The following is a 14,477-nucleotide window of genomic DNA, read 5'->3' as shown; positions in this document are numbered from 1 at the left end:
ATGCGTGTTGCCTGGCCGGCCGAGGCGCTGCTGAGGCTAACCTCGGATCAGCTCCCTCTCCCTCCGGGAGAGGGTTGGGGTGAGGGGCCAGGCCTCAGCTGCCACCCCCCTTGTTCGGGGCGAACACCTGGGTCACGTCGCCACCCAGGCGGAAGGTCTGGAACGGGCCCATGTCCTGCTTCAGCTCGCGTGCCTCGGCCGAGCAGGCGTAGAGGCTGCAGTAGGGCTCCAGCCAGGCGAACTTGGCGTGTATCTCCAGCTCGTCCATGTCCTGGTCTTCGCCAGTGCGTTCATCGAAGGCATCCTGGTCGTCGACGCCCTCCAGCACCCGTTCGGCCAGGCGTTTGAGCGCGCCATGGTTCTCTTCGCGCAGGTCGACGCCGTTGGCTTCGGCGAAGGCGGCGATCATCGTCAGCGGCGGCAGGCTGTAGTTGTGGTAGGCCAGGGCGCGCTGGCGGCGCTTGAGTTCGTTGGGCAGGTAGCCGTCGTTGTCGACCTGGCTGGCGGCGACGCGGAACTGCGCCACCGACCAGTCGAACAGGTCGCGGCGGTCGAGCGCCACGGCGGTCGCCATCACCGACCAGGCGGCCCAGTAGCTGTGGTTGTTGATCTTCTTCAGCGGCAGGTCGCTCCAGTCCCTGACCGTTTGTTCGGCCAGCCTGGCGAACCAGGACTCGATCAGCTGTGCTTGCTGTGCATAGGGCGCCAGCGGCCGCGATTCGGAGAACTTCAGGCGCAGCCAAGCCGATGCCAGGCTACCCAGTGCCCATTTGCGCATGGACTTGCCGGTGTGGTTGCCCTCGGTGCTGAGCAGGGCGTTGGCCTGGGCCCAGTTGCCCAGCCACTGCAGGGTGCATTCGAGCTGCTCGCGCTGGCCGCCACGCATGTAGCGGGTGACCTGCTGGTTGACCCCGCGCTCCATGGTGGTGATGTCGGCGGTGCTGGCGCGGAAGGCCTGCTCGGCATCCTTGTTCAGGGTGGCGCGGGCCTTGTCCGAGCCTTCGTACTTGCTGCGGAACTCCAGCTTGGCGGTATAGGGCTTGGGCGGTGCGCTGCAGTGCTCGGCTTCGCCCTTGTCCTGGCCGATGGCGGCGTAGTAGCCGCTGGGCGGCACCAGGGCGCCAGCCAGGGTCGGCTGGGCGAGCAGGGCGGTGCCGAGTAGGCAGGGCACCAGGAGCCAGTTGCGTGGGGTCATGGGCTGCTCCTTCACTCGGCCTGCGCCGTCAGCGCCTTGTCGCCGGGGCCGGCGCGCTTGCACAGGGTGGCTTCGACGCTGAGCTGGGCCGGCATGTTTTCCGGGCTGTGGATCTCCATGGCGAGCACGTTGAGGTCGCGCCAGTCGGCATCGTTGCGCAGCTCGAAGACGTAGCGGCCACCAGTATCGACGCGGTCGCTCTGTTCGATCTTGAAGTTCTCGCGGCGGCCGTTGAGGTACCAGATGGTGGCCATGGACTCATGCACGGACGGGTCGCTGAAGGTCAGGTCGACCAGGTAATCGCGCGCGGCCAGGGTGCGCAGCTGATCCGCGCCGTTGACCAGCACCTCGTTGCTGCCTGGCTTGAGGGTGACCTTGTTCTTCATCACCACCGGGCGGCCTGCGCAGCCGTTGTTCACCAGCGGCACGGCCTGGCGATAGAAGCTCTGCTGCGCCAGGTCGTAGTGGGTGGCGAACTCCCAGACCAGAATCTTCGGCGGGCTGTCGTGGAATTCCTGGCTGCTCATGTACTGCAGCAGGGCGCTGTCGAAGCCGCCGCCGCTGACCGACATGTTGAGCACCTCGGCGCCGCTGTACTGCTCGAGGAAACCGGCAAAGTTGTAGGCCGGGCCGCTGTTGCTGGTGCCGACCAGGGCAATCTGCGGGTTGGACTCGTCGCCGAACAGGTCGTCGCCACCGCTCGTGCCTGCCGCTACGGTTTCGTAGCGGTCGACGTACTGGGTGGCGTAGCTGACGCCACAGAAGCTGGTAGCAGTCTTGTGCAGGGTGCCGGCCTTGGGCAGCAGGCCGGTGACCTTGCTCTCGAATTCCTTCTTGGGAATCTCGGCGAAGCCGGGAATCTGCTGCATCGTTTCGGCCACCAGCTTGGCGGTACGCTCGGCACCGGCTGGTGTCCAGTGGTGGTCGGCCTTGAAGTAGTAGTCGGTAGCCTGATCCCGCTCGTCGAACAGCGGCGACAGGTCGGGCACCCAGATCCCGGTCTTGCGCAGCTCGGCCACCGCCTGCAGGTAGTTCTTTTTCGCCAGCTCGTAGTCGAAGCTGGCCTTCTCTTCGGCCGTGAGCTTCTCGCGGTTCACCAGGCCGCGGGTCGGCTGGTAGACGATCATCAGCTCGATGCCGCGCGCCTTGAGCGCGTCGTGCAGGCGCTTGAACTGGCGGTAGCCTTCCGCCGTGGTGCCAAAGTCGGTGCGCAGGTCGTAGCGGGTACGGAACAGCCAGTCGCCCTCACCCTGCACCAGGGTGGTGAAGAAGCTCAGGTACTTGCTGTTGTAGTTGCTCGGGTTCTGCGCGGCCGGGCACAGCGGGCCGATGGCGCGGGCCTGGTATTGCGGCGCGGCGAGGGCGGCGGTGCTGGCCAGGGTCAGCAGGGAGCCGGCGAGAGCCAGCGGGCGAATGCGGTGATAGCGGTTCATGTCGTTCCTTCCCTCAGTCCTGGAGTTCGGCCTGGCTTTCGACGGGGTCGATGAGCACGGCCTTCTTGCGCCGTACCAGCAGGTCGAGAATTTCTTCCTGGCGTTCGCCGAGCACGCCGCTGAAGGTGATGCCGGTGCTCTTCGATGGCGCGGTGAGGGCCACGTTGTAGAGCTCCAGGCTCAGCGGCGAGTCGATCGACAGCGGGCTAGAGCCATTGGCGGCCAGCTCGCCGCCGACCACGATCATCGACACCTTGGTGTCGAAGGGGTCGAGCGCGATGTCGCGGTCGGTATCGGAGAGATCCTTGATGTGGCCATAGATGCCGGTCAGGCCATTGGCCGCGGCGAGGTTCTGGTACAGGCGGATGTTCACGCTGTTGCGGATGCGGATGCCGTGGCGCGCGTTGTTCAGCACCTGGTTGCCCCACAGCAGGTTATCCGGGCTCTCGTACAGGGTGATGCCGTCGGAATGGTTGCGGTAGACGTGGTTGTAGGCGATCAGGTTGCCCACGCTGTTACGGTCGATGACGATGCCGGAGAGCCGGTTGTCGTAGCTCTTGTTGTTGATGATCCAGCTGTCATTGACCTCCCGCGAAATGATGATGCCGTGCTTCTTCCTGGTGCCGTAGACCCTGTTGTTGGCGATGATCAGGCCGTGCGAGCGGTCGTGCGGGTCGATGCCGTAGACGATGTTGTCGCGGTAGGTGTTGCCCTTGATCACCACGTTCTGCGCCTCGAAGCAGTAGAAGCCGTACCAGTGGTCGACGAACTCGGAATCCACCAGCCAGCCGGTCGGCTGCGGGCGCTTGAGGCGGGCGTGCATGCCCGGCGTGTACTGGGTGATGGAGATGCCGTAGGACTTGGAGTTGTCGTAGCCCAGGCTGCTGACCCGGCTCTTGGCGATGTACAGCTCGCTGCCGCCCCAGGACACCAGGAACGGGCGGAAGGTTTTGGGCTGCTGGAACCAGGCCGGCTCGCCCTTGCTTTCGTTCCAGGCGGTGAGCTGGGTGTCGGTGATGAACAGCTTGCCGTCGTTGACCAGGAAGGCGCCGCGCTCCTGGGACAGGCGCAGCTCCTTGACCTCCTGACCGACATGCAGGGTGGCGCCCTGGGCGACCACCAGCGGCAGGCGGGCGATGAACACGCCCGGCGCGGTCTCGGCGAACTGGCTGGGCGGCAGGCGCTTGGCCAGTTCCCTGGGCGTGACATAGCCACCTTCGACGAAGATCGCCAGGGGAATGCCGCGTTGGCGGCTGACCCATTCGCGCAGGCGCTCGTTGCCGCCGATGAAGTCCTTCAGGGCGTCCTGCTGCAGCATGCGCCGCACCACCACCTGGCCGGCCGGCTTGGGCTGGATCTTCGCCAGCACCGCTTCGCGGGTGTAGCCGTCGAGCTCTGGCAGCTTGGGCTCGGCCAGTTGCAGCTGGTTGATCGGCGCGCTGGTTACCGTGTAGTTCTTGGTTTCCTTGAGTGACTGGGTCGGCTGCGGCGTATTGGCTTCGGCCAGCTGCAGCAGGCCGAGCAGCACGCCGCCACAGAGCAGGCGCAGGGCCAGGCGCTTGTAGGGCGGGTGAAACCCGCGTATCGGCAGCGCGGTATTTGGTGCGTGCATGGCCATGCCCTCAGAAGCGCCAGATGAAGTCGACGATGGCGCGGTGCATCAGCGCGTCGGTATCGCCGGCATAGGCATCGCCGGGCTTGAACACGCCACCGCGAAAGCGCACCAGGGCCGAACGGTCGTCCAGGTGTTCGCTCATGCCGGCGGGTAGCAGGCCCTGCTTGAAGTACTTGGTCACCACCAGGTCGAGCTCCTGGCCGACATCCTTCTCGCCGTCCTGCAGCTGGGCGGTGATGCCGCTCTGGCCGATGTCCTGGTCGGCGTCGACGCGCCAGAAACGGTGGTAGACCAGGCTGGCGTCGTAGTCCTCGCGCAGCTTCCACGAGGCGAAGGCACTGGCCACCTGCAGGTTGCTCAGCTCGCCGCGAAAGGCTTCGCCGAAGCGGTGCACACGCGAGTCGACGCCGGTGAAGGCCGATCGGTTGCTCTCCAGGCCGGTCTGCATGAACTGCTCGGACTTGCCCTCGTCACCGCCGCCGCTGCCACGGGCGTAAGCGCCGCCGACCTTCCAGTTGTCGTCGAGGCTGTAACGCAGGCCGAGGTCGACGGCCCAGGCGTCGACATCCTGGTCGCGCTTGCCGGTGGCAATGCGCTGGTCGCCGACCACCAGATGCTCGAGTTGCTCGGTGTCACCGGTCAGCCAGGTGGCCTGGGCCCAGTAGTTGAGCGGGTTCTTCGAATTGGGGTTGAAGAAGTCGCCATCGGCATTCAGGCCGAGCCAGGTGAGGTCGCCGGTGTAGCGCTTGTCCAGCGCGTCGACTTCTTCGCCGGGGTTCTGCAGGTCGCCGCTGTCGTGGCTGTGGTGGGCCTTGAGGCCGACCCAGTGGCCGGGCGTCCACTGGTAGGACAGGTCGCCGAACAGGTGCTGGCGGTCTTCGTCTTCCGGGGCCAGTTCGTCGAGGTCGGTGCGGTATTCGGAGAAGCGCTCGGCGACGCCGACATGGGCTTCCAGCAGGCTGGTGTCGAAGCTCCAGCGTAGCGCCTCGATGTTGCTGTCCCACCAGGTGCCTTCGGCGCTGCGTACGCGCTGGCGACCGAGGCGCAGGTGTTCGCCGGGGTAGGGCGTAAGGCCGGCGTAGTCGACCCAGAACTCGCGCATGGCCAGGTAGCTCTTGTCCGGCTGGCGGCCGTCGTTGCCATTGCCCGAGTCCTCTTCCGAGTCGAGGTCGCTGGACTGCAGGGTGTCGGTCTCGACTATGTCGGTGGCGGTGACCGCCTGGCCCATGGCGAAGGCGCTCCAGTTGCCACGCTGGCCGTAGGCCCAGGGTCGCAGGTCGAGACCCAGGCCCTCGACGTCGCCGCCCTTGGCGGTGCCGAGGTCGCGGTCGTCCTCGGACTGCAGGGTGATCTTCACGTCGAGGCCGAAGTTCGGGTCGCTGACCTGTACCGCCGAGGCCGAGCCGGCGCCGAGTAGCGACATGCCGAGGCTCAGGCCGGTGGTGAGGTGATTCAGTTTCATCTGCTGTTCCTTGCCGGCGTGGGGCTTACAGCGCCTGGGCGCTGAGCTCGGCCTGTTCTGGCAGGGCGGGGCCGCGCAGGGCGCGTTCTTCCTGCAGTTTCTGTCTGGCCTGGCCCAGCTGCGCGGCGGGCAGTTGCTGGCTGACGTTGCGCGCCAGCTCGATGGCCTGCGGGGTGTTCTTGGGCAGCGCCAGCTGGCTGAACACATAGGCGCTGGGCAGGTCGGGCTGGATGCCCTTGCCCTGGGAGAACATCTGGCCGAGGGCGAAATCGGCGTTGATCTGCCCGGCGCGGGCGGCGCTGAGCAGGTGGTCGAGGGCCTGCTGCGGGTAGACCTCGCCGAGGTAGCCGCGCAGGTAGATCTGCCCCAGCAGGTAGTTGGCGGCGGGCTCGCTGGGCGCGGCCTTGCGCAGGTGCTGCTCGGCCTTGTGCGGATCCTGCGGCACCAGCTTGCCTTCGTAGTAGAGCTTGCCGAGCAGCAGTTCGGCGCGCGGCAGGGCGGCGTCGCGGCCGTGCTCGAGGTAGCCCATCAGGGTGTCGATATCGCCCAGCGCCGGGTAGTCGTAGAGCAGCCGGGCCAGGCTGACCCAGGCGGCCGGGTATTGCGGGGCAATGGCCTCGAGCAGTTCCTGGGCCTTGCCTTCGGCGGGCTTGCCGAGCTCGCCGTCGGCCAGCACCTGGGCCACCGACTCGACCCGCTGGGCCGGCACGGCGCCGCTGCGGTAGTCGCCCATCAGGCGTTGCAGCAGGGCTTCGCGCTGCTCTTCCTGGCCCTGCAGCTGGTACACGGTGGCCAGTTCGACGTAGCACACGTCGGCCTGTTCGAGCAGACCCTGGCAGATCTGTTCGATCTCGCCGAGGTGCTGGTTGTAGGTGCCCTGGCTGCGGTAGACCAGGATCTGGGCCAGTTCGGCCTGCGGCTGGCCCTGCTGGCGCCAGGCGCCGATACGCGCTTGTACGTTCATACCGGGAAAGTCCTGTGGATATTGCAGATAGAGCATCGCCAGCTGCAGCAGGCTGCTGCTCTCACCGGCGGCGAAGGCGTCTTCGAGCAGCTGCGCGGCCTCGCGGCGCTGGCCGCTGTCGGCGTCGGGCTTGCGCGCCAGCAGCTTGCCGAGGCGGGCCTTGGCCCGCGGCGACTCGTCCATGGCCTGGCGATAGGTCTGCTCGGCCTTGGCCAGGTCTTCGGGCGTGCCGCTGGCCACCTGCAGGTCGGCCAGGCCGACGGCGGCATCGCTGTAGCCCATCTCGGCCAGGGCGCGGAAGTTGCGTTCGGCGGTGACGTTGTCGCCGCTCTTCAGCGCCTCGTTGGCCAGGCGCTGATCCGGCAGGCCGGCGCAGCCGCCCAGGCCGACGGCCAGGCTCAGCAGCAGCGGCGCCGCCAGGGGCGCGCGGGAGTGGTGGTGGGACATGCGGGCGTCCTCCTCAGAAACCGGCCGCCAGGGCCTTGTCGATCATCCAGTCGAGCGACGGGCCGCGGTCGATGCTGACCTCCACCGGCTGTCCGGCGTAGGTGCTGGGCAGTGGCTGGTCGGGCTGGATCACCGCGCGGATGTCCGAGGACAGGCCGCCGTCGTGCAGGCTGGTGCTGAGTACCAGGCCGTGGCGCGGCTGGTCTTCGTCGCCGACCCAGAAGCTGACCCGGGTGCCGGGCTTGACCTCGGCCAGGTTGCGGTAGGGGAAGCTGGCGCTGATGCTGGCGTGGCTGTCCTGCGGCACCAGTTCGAAGATCACCTCGCCCTTGCTGGCGAACTGACCGTCGGCCACCAGCTGGCGCGCGATCTTGCAGTTGCACGGGCTGGTCAGGGTGCCCTTCATTTGCTTGCCGAACAGTTCCTCGACGTTGGCCGGGGTCAGCTGTTCGTCGCTCAGGTGGCCCTTGAGCATCTCCAGCATGCTGGCGGAGAAGGCGGCGATCGGCGCGCCCTTGGCCACCTTGTCGCTGCCCTCGGGCAGCAGGCTCTGCACCGTGCCTTCGCGCGGCATGGTGACCTGCAGCGATGGCACGCTGACCTGGGCCGACTGGGCGTGGGTGACGAAGTACAGGTTGTACAGCGACTGCAGGATGTAGGCGAAGGCGGCCACGCCGATCACGAAGATGGCCAGGCTGAAGGTCACCGCCTTGAACCGCCCCAGCACGCCCAGGCCGGAACCCTGGCCGCCGGCCTTGCGCGCCTTGGTGAAGTTCTCCCGCTGCAGGGTGGCGAGCAGGTCACCGACGCTGACCAGGGTGCCGGCCAGGTGGGCGCTGATCAGGTAGCGCAGGGTGGCGATGTCGCGCGGCTTGAGGTTGTGGAACTGGCAGCCGACGCGGCCGTTGCTGGGGTCGACCGAGCGCACCTGGAACTCGATGTCGAAGCCCAGGTTGAGGCCGTCCAGCTGGAACTGCAGGTGGCCCTGGTGATGGTCGCCGACCCGGGCGGGCTGGCGGTCGGCGGTGAAGCTCAGGCCACCGGCGGACAGGTCGAGGATGCGCAGCTCGACACTCTCGCGGTTCTTCGCGAGGTAGCGCAGCCGCGCGGGTATCTTCACCCGGGCATGCTGGCGCTGGGCTTCCGATTCGTGGACGACGTTGATGTTGACGGCTGTGTTCATGGGGGAGGGTTCCTGTTCGGGTTCCGGTCACACCAACGCCAGGAGCGTGGCGATGAAGACGCTGGTGGCAGAAAAGGTCATGGCGCGCGACGACCAGTGGTTGAACCAGCGGGTGAAGCTGGCCAGGCCGCGGTCGAGCTGAGTGTTCTGGCGCGTCCAGGACTGCTGGTCGAGGCGGAAGAACACGTGGATCTTCACCAGGGCGCCGACGATCTGGTTGTAATAGAGGATCAGGGGGTAGGCCGGCCCGATGGGGTGGCCGCTGAGGCTGAGGAGCAGGGTGAGAACCAGCCGGGTGAGGCCGATCCACAGCAGGTAAACCAGGATGAAGGCGATGCTGTACTTGAGGCTGGCGATGATCGCCACGCACAGGCCGAGCAGGCAGGTCCACATCGACACGCGCTGGTCGAACAGCACCAGACTGGTGAACAGACCCAGGCGGCGCATGCCGAGACCGAGGGCGCGCGAGTTCTGCCGCAGGTTGTTGCCGTACCAGCGGAACATCAGCTTGCGACTGGCCTTGATGAAGCTCTTCTCCGGCGGGTGCTCGACCGTGTTGATCGCCGCATCCGGCACGTAGAAGGTGTCGTAGCCCAGGCGCATCAGGCTGTACCAGCTGGACTTGTCGTCGCCGGTAAGGAACTGGAAGCGCCCCAGGCGCCAGTGGTCTAGGTGATCGCTCTCGACGTCGGCGATGAACTCGGGGTCGGTGACCACGCTGGCGCGGAACACCGACATGCGCCCGGTCATCGTCAGCACGCGCTTGGAGAGGGCCATCGAGCACATGTTGAGATGGCGCTGGGCGAAGCGCAGCTTGTGCCACTCGCTCATCACATAGCTGCCGCGCACCTCGCAGAACTCGTTGGTAGTGAGCCCGCCGACATTGGGGAACAGCTTGAACCAGGGCACGCTGCGCTGCACCACGCCTGCGTTAAGCACGGTGTCGCCATCGATCACCGCCACCACGGCGTCGCTGTCCGGCAGCTGCCGCGAGATGGCGCGAAAACCATGGGCCAGGCCGTCGCGCTTGCCGGTGCCGGGAATACGCACGAAATCCAGGATGACCCGTGGCGGCGGGGCGAGCTGGCGCCACAGATCCTTGATCAGCAACTCGTCGGACAGCTCGACGATCGAGCACACCACGGTGGCCGGGTAGCCGCAGTCGATGGCTTCGCGGATTACCGAGCGGTAGACCATGGCGGTGGTCAGCGCGTCGATGCGGAAACTGGTGACCAGCAGGAATACCTGCGACGGGTCTGCCGCGCTGCCGAGCTTGCGCACCTTGCGCCGGTAGTGCGGGAACACCAGGTAGAGAAACAGGCAGCCACGCAGGAAGTGCATGGCACCCATGGAGTAGCGCCAGATGCCCACCGCGCCGATCAGCAGGAGGAAGTCCTTCGACTCGGGGTCGAATACCGTCCTCGGCAGGGCCAGCGCCAGCAGCATCAGCAGCGACAGGTAGAGCAGCCAGCCGCTGGCTTGATTGATGCCTGTCTTCAGCTTGTCCATATGTACATCCGTCCTGTGTCGGGATATCCCCGGGCCGAAGCCCGGGGCGTTCCGTTGGGCCTTACCAGCAGATGCCTTCGGCGCCGGCATGGCTGGTGCGGCTCATGAAGCCGACCAGGTCAATGATCTGCTTGCCTTCGGGCGTACGTTCGGCCAGGCCGGCGAAGCGCTGGTCGGCGTTGCCCAGGACGATCACATCGGCGTTGTCGATCACCGAGTCGAAGTCGCTGTTGAGCAGCGACGACACGTGCGGGATCTTCGACTCGATGTAGTCCTTGTTGGCCCCGTAGACGCGGGCGTATTCGACGTTGCTGTCGAAGATGCTGAGGTCGAAGCCCTTGCCGATGAGCATCTCGGCCAGCTCCACCAGCGGGCTTTCGCGCAGGTCGTCGGTGCCGGCCTTGAAGCTCAGTCCGAGCAGGGCGACCTTGCGCTTGTCGTAGCCGGCGATCATGTCGAAGGCGTTCTGCACCTGCGCGGTGTTACTGCGCATCAGCGAGCCGATCAGCGGTGCGTCGACATCCAGCGAGCTGGCGCGGTAGTTGAGGGCTCGCACGTCTTTCGGTAGGCAGGAGCCGCCGAAGGCGAAGCCGGGCTTCATGTAGTACTTGGACAGGTTGAGCTTGTGATCCTGGCAGATCACATCCATCACTTCGCGGCCGTCGACGCCGACCGCCTTGGCGATATTGCCGATCTCGTTGGCGAAGGTGACCTTGGCCGCGTGCCAGACGTTGCAGGTGTACTTGATCATCTCCGCGACCTCGATGCTCTTGCGGATGATTGGCGCATCGAGTTCCTCGTAGATGCTGGCCAGCAGGTCGCCGGAGGCCGTGTCGTACTCGCCGATCACGGTCATGGGTGGGAAGTCGTAGTCCTTGATCGCGGTGCTCTCGCGCAGGAACTCGGGGTTCACCGCCAGGCCGAAGTCGACGCCGGCCTTCTTCCCTGAGCAGTCTTCGAGAATCGGCAGCACCACGTTCTGCGCGGTACCCGGCAGCACCGTGCTGCGTACCACCACGGTGTGGCGGCCGGGCTTGTCGCGCATGGCGAAGCCGATTTCGCGGCACACGCCTTCGATGTAGTCGAGTTCCAGATCGCCGTTCTTCTTGCTCGGCGTGCCGACGCAGATGAACGACACCTCGCTGTCGCGCACGGCGGCGGCGACATCGGTGGTGCCGCGCAGGCGGCCGGTGCGCAGGCCCTGTTGCAGCAACTCCTCCAGGCCAGGTTCGACGATTGGCGACTTGCCCTGGTTGATCAGGTCGATCTTGCCCCTGGATATATCGACGCCAATTACTTCATGGCCACGTGCCGACAGACAACCGGCACATACAGCCCCCACATAGCCCAAACCGAAAATGCTGATTCGCATTGCGTTCACCTCGTCCATATATCGCGCAATTAAGTGGCTGATCGCCACCGTTATTAACTGGCTCATTCATGGGTGATGAATGAGTTATTCAGGCATGCACAATTCCGTACTTCTCGAAGGGGAAGTAAACAGTGGGCTCGTTATCTGTTGCAGGCCCTGGTCGTTTGCCTGGTAAGGCTTGCCGAGGCTAGTGCTGCCTGGCTTATGCTCTGGTCGTGGGCGTCTGTCTGGATCTCCTTGAGCTGGACACTTACTGCACTTGAACTTTTCCGGGGATGAGTTATCCCGGCGCACCTGAGTGCACTGATTTCGGCAGTTTTGGTTCACGCAGAAGGGCGTGAAGAAAGTTGTTACGGGGGGTAAGAGTCTATTGAAAATCCTATAGTTCCTACCGTTCGTCCTGTTTTGTTGCGCAGTTCGATAATTAAACTAAGTGTTTGTGGTCGCACTTTGATGGCACTTTTCCGCGACGTTAAAAGTGTTGGGAAAGTTCAACTTTTGATTGTTCTGGCTAATGGCAGATTGCCCAGAAAGTACCGGGCAGAGTGCTGCAGCCCGCGTGCGCAGTGGCATACAGGTGAGGCTAAGGCGGGGGGAATTTGTGCGGGGCGGGGAGTGCGCCCGGCGTCGACGGAGCCGGGCACCGGGCGGGGTCAGTCCTGCGGCTGGTCGCGCAGGAACACCAGGCTGTCCGGCTTGGACTGCTCGGCGCTGTAGCGATAACCGGCGTAGTTGAAATCCTTCAGCCCGGCCGGATCGCACAGGCGCTCCTTGATCACGTAGCGGGCCATCAGGCCGCGGGCCTTCTTGGCGAAGAAGCTGATGATCTTGTACTGGCCGTTCTTCAGATCCTTGAACTCGGTGTCGATGATCCGCCCCTGCAGGGCCTTGCGCTTGACCGAGCTGAAGTACTCGGTGGAGGCCAGGTTGAGCAGCACGTCGTCGCCCTGTTCGGCCAGGGCCTGGTTGAGCCAGCCGCTGATGCGTTCGCCCCAGAAATCGTAGAGGTTGTTGCCGCGCGGGTTGGCCAGGCGGGTGCCCATTTCCAGGCGGTAGGGCTGCATCAGGTCGAGCGGGCGCAGCAGGCCGTAGAGGCCGGAGAGCATGCGCAGGTGCTGCTGGGCGAAGTCGAAGTCGGCCTCGCTGAAATCCTCGGCGGCGAGGCCTGTGTACACGTCGCCCTTGAACGCCAGCAGCGCCTGCTTGGCATTGGACGGATTGAACGGCCGTTGCCAGCTGCCATAGCGCGCCACGTTGAGGGCGGCCAGTTTGTCCGAAAGGTGCATCAGCTCGCCGATCTGCCGCGGGCTCATGTCGCGCAGCTGGCCGATCAGCTCCTGGGCATGGTCGAGATGCTCGGGCTGGGTGAAGCGGCCGATCACCGGCGGTGTTTCGTAGTCGAGGGTCTTGGCGGGGGAAATCACCAGCAGCATCGGGTCGTCTCCAGAAAACGTGGCGCGATTCTAGGCCGGATGCGGGGTGTGGCTCCAGCTATCGGCGTGATGGGGGCCGGCAGAAGTGCGTACTAGGCCAGCTACGTTGGCATAGAAGATCAGGCTTGATGCGGGCTCTTCGGGATGGCGCCGAGGGGCGGCAATTGCAGCGAGAGGGGCCTCTCGCCAGGGGGCAGGACTTCCGACTTTAACGGTGCTTTTTCGCAGCGCCAAGCGTTATTCGTCGAGCCGATAAAAAAGCCTGAAAGCGATGAAAAAGTTCTTTTTTCTGTCATCCACATTGGAGTATTAACACTGGAAGACCGCCGAACCCTGCAGCACAGGTGGCGGCCATCGGCCATCACCTTTGCTAGCACTTTCCCGACTTCGGCCGGGAGATCGGCGGCCCTTCCGCGACGGAGCGTTGCACGGGGTCTCCGTCGTACTGGCCTCTCGATAAGGTGACCGAGTATGGATGACCACGGACGCACCCGCTCCACCCTGCCTACCCTCTACGTCCTCGACACCAACGTCCTGATCCACGATCCCAACGCGCTGCTGAATTTCCAGGAACACCACGTCGCCATCCCGATGACCGTGCTTGAGGAGCTGGACAAGCTCAAGACCGGCAAGCACACGGTCGCCGCCGAATGTCGCCAGGCCATCCGCCTGATCGACCAGGTGCTCGGCGATGCGATTCCCGAAGACGTCGAGAAGGGCGTCGCGATCCAGCGCGGCAAGAGCGGGCCCAAGGGCACCTTGTCGATCCTCATGAGCAAACGTGCCGAGCCGATCACCTGGCTGCCGGAAAACCTCAACGACAACAAGATCATCAACCAGTTGGTCGACCTGCGCAGCAGCAACCCGGGCATGCGCGTGGTGCTGGTGACCAAGGACATCAACATGCGCCTGAAGGCGCGTGCCTGCGGGATTTCCGCCGAGGACTACCACACCGACCAGCTGGTCGACGACGTGTCCCTGCTGTCGCGCGGCTACCACAACATGAGCGGCTCGTTCTGGGATCGCGTGAGCAAGGTCGAGACCCGCCAGGGCCATGGCCGCACCTGGCACCAGGTGCAGCTCACCGACAACCTGCCGGCCGTGCATATCAACGAATTCATCATCGACGAGCAGGGCTTCGTCGGCTGGGTCAAGGGTATCGAGGGCAGCGCCCTGACCATCCTCGACCTGCACCAGGAACCGCTGCTGCACCAGGAAGCCTGGGGCCTCAAGCCGCGCGACGTGTACCAGTCGCTGGCGCTGTTCGCCCTGCTCGATCCGGATATCCACCTGGTCAACCTGTCCGGCGCCGCCGGCTCGGGCAAGACCATTCTGGCGCTGGCCGCGGCCATCGAGCAGACCATGGTCAGCAAGCGCTACCGCCGGATCATCGCCACCCGCAGTGTGCAGGGCCTGGACGAGGACATCGGCTTCCTGCCGGGCACCGAGGCGGAGAAGATGGAGCCCTGGCTGGGCGCCATCACCGACAACCTGGAAGCGCTGCACATGGACGACGAGAGCACCCACGGCAGCGTCGACTACATCCTGCAGAAGGTGCCCCTGCAGTTCAAATCGCTCAACTACATCCGCGGGCGCAGCTTCCAGCAGAGCCTGATCCTGATCGACGAGTGCCAGAACCTCACCCCGCACCAGATGAAAACCATCATCACCCGTGCCGGCAACGGTTCCAAGGTGGTCTGCCTGGGCAACCTGGCGCAGATCGACACCCCCTACCTGTCCGCCACCAGCTCGGGCCTGACCTACCTCACCGAGCGCTTCAAGGACTTCGAACACGGCGTGCACATCACCCTGCAAGGGGTACCGCGCTCGCTGCTGGCCGAATACGCCGAAACCCATATGTAAC

At 65.1% G+C, this 14,477-nt stretch carries 10 protein-coding genes; 1 reads left to right on the top strand and 9 read right to left on the bottom strand.

What is annotated here, in order from left to right:
• Positions 1 to 94: 94 nt before the first annotated feature.
• The 9 genes from A9179_RS17475 to yaaA all read right to left on the bottom strand — a co-directional run bounded on the left by A9179_RS17475 (position 95) and on the right by yaaA (position 12,613).
• On the bottom strand, positions 95 to 1,195 hold the full coding sequence (locus A9179_RS17475) for a mannuronate-specific alginate lyase (RefSeq protein ID WP_187807488.1): 1,101 nt from the start codon (positions 1,193 to 1,195) through the stop codon (positions 95 to 97).
• An 11-nt stretch (positions 1,196 to 1,206) separates the two neighbouring features.
• On the bottom strand, positions 1,207 to 2,628 hold the full coding sequence (locus tag A9179_RS17470; protein WP_187807487.1) for an alginate O-acetyltransferase: 1,422 nt from the start codon (positions 2,626 to 2,628) through the stop codon (positions 1,207 to 1,209).
• A 13-nt stretch (positions 2,629 to 2,641) separates the two neighbouring features.
• Positions 2,642 to 4,240, bottom strand: coding sequence for a mannuronan 5-epimerase AlgG (algG, locus tag A9179_RS17465; protein WP_187807486.1), 1,599 nt, complete (start codon positions 4,238 to 4,240; stop codon positions 2,642 to 2,644).
• Positions 4,241 to 4,250: 10 nt separating this feature from the next.
• Positions 4,251 to 5,705 carry an alginate export family protein gene (locus A9179_RS17460; protein WP_187807485.1) on the bottom strand — a complete coding sequence of 485 codons (1,455 nt, stop codon included), beginning with the start codon at positions 5,703 to 5,705 and terminating at the stop codon, positions 4,251 to 4,253.
• A 25-nt stretch (positions 5,706 to 5,730) separates the two neighbouring features.
• Entirely contained in the window at positions 5,731 to 7,116 is a 1,386-nt protein-coding gene (gene algK, locus A9179_RS17455; RefSeq protein ID WP_187807484.1) for an alginate biosynthesis TPR repeat lipoprotein AlgK, read from the bottom strand.
• Positions 7,117 to 7,129: 13 nt separating this feature from the next.
• The gene (locus A9179_RS17450; RefSeq protein ID WP_187807483.1) at positions 7,130 to 8,299 is read right to left on the bottom strand and encodes a PilZ domain-containing protein; all 1,170 of its coding nucleotides are present in this window, start codon (positions 8,297 to 8,299) and stop codon (positions 7,130 to 7,132) included.
• A 27-nt stretch (positions 8,300 to 8,326) separates the two neighbouring features.
• Complete coding sequence (gene alg8 / locus A9179_RS17445; protein ID WP_187807482.1) at positions 8,327 to 9,808, bottom strand: mannuronan synthase; 1,482 nt, start codon at positions 9,806 to 9,808, stop codon at positions 8,327 to 8,329.
• Between the two features lie 61 nt (positions 9,809 to 9,869).
• Positions 9,870 to 11,180, bottom strand: coding sequence for a GDP-mannose 6-dehydrogenase (algD, locus tag A9179_RS17440; protein ID WP_187807481.1), 1,311 nt, complete (start codon positions 11,178 to 11,180; stop codon positions 9,870 to 9,872).
• Positions 11,181 to 11,833: 653 nt separating this feature from the next.
• A complete protein-coding gene (gene yaaA, locus A9179_RS17435; protein ID WP_187807480.1) occupies positions 11,834 to 12,613 on the bottom strand; it encodes a peroxide stress protein YaaA in 780 nt (259 codons plus the stop codon).
• A gap of 471 nt (positions 12,614 to 13,084) precedes the next feature.
• On the opposite strand from yaaA, the gene A9179_RS17430 reads away from it, so the two are divergent.
• Positions 13,085 to 14,476 carry a PhoH family protein gene (locus A9179_RS17430; protein WP_187807479.1) on the top strand — a complete coding sequence of 464 codons (1,392 nt, stop codon included), beginning with the start codon at positions 13,085 to 13,087 and terminating at the stop codon, positions 14,474 to 14,476.
• Position 14,477: the final 1 nt, after the last annotated feature.

The sequence above is a fragment of the Pseudomonas alcaligenes genome (assembly GCF_014490745.1).
Classification (GTDB): Bacteria; Pseudomonadota; Gammaproteobacteria; order Pseudomonadales; family Pseudomonadaceae; genus Aquipseudomonas; species Aquipseudomonas alcaligenes_C.
Note: the sequence above shows the minus strand (reverse complement) of the source record. Positions and strands in the feature narration are given on the sequence as shown.

Bases quoted from the DNA above. Each gene is read 5' to 3' on its own strand.
- A9179_RS17475 (WP_187807488.1), bottom strand. From the start codon at position 1,195: ATGACCCCACGCAACTGGCTCCTGGTGCCCTGCCTACTCGGCACCGCC.
- A9179_RS17470 (WP_187807487.1), bottom strand. From the start codon at position 2,628: ATGAACCGCTATCACCGCATTCGCCCGCTGGCTCTCGCCGGCTCCCTG.
- algG (WP_187807486.1), bottom strand. From the start codon at position 4,240: ATGCACGCACCAAATACCGCGCTGCCGATACGCGGGTTTCACCCGCCC.
- A9179_RS17460 (WP_187807485.1), bottom strand. From the start codon at position 5,705: ATGAAACTGAATCACCTCACCACCGGCCTGAGCCTCGGCATGTCGCTA.
- algK (WP_187807484.1), bottom strand. From the start codon at position 7,116: ATGTCCCACCACCACTCCCGCGCGCCCCTGGCGGCGCCGCTGCTGCTG.
- A9179_RS17450 (WP_187807483.1), bottom strand. From the start codon at position 8,299: ATGAACACAGCCGTCAACATCAACGTCGTCCACGAATCGGAAGCCCAG.
- alg8 (WP_187807482.1), bottom strand. From the start codon at position 9,808: ATGGACAAGCTGAAGACAGGCATCAATCAAGCCAGCGGCTGGCTGCTC.
- algD (WP_187807481.1), bottom strand. From the start codon at position 11,180: ATGCGAATCAGCATTTTCGGTTTGGGCTATGTGGGGGCTGTATGTGCC.
- yaaA (WP_187807480.1), bottom strand. From the start codon at position 12,613: ATGCTGCTGGTGATTTCCCCCGCCAAGACCCTCGACTACGAAACACCG.
- A9179_RS17430 (WP_187807479.1), top strand. From the start codon at position 13,085: ATGGATGACCACGGACGCACCCGCTCCACCCTGCCTACCCTCTACGTC.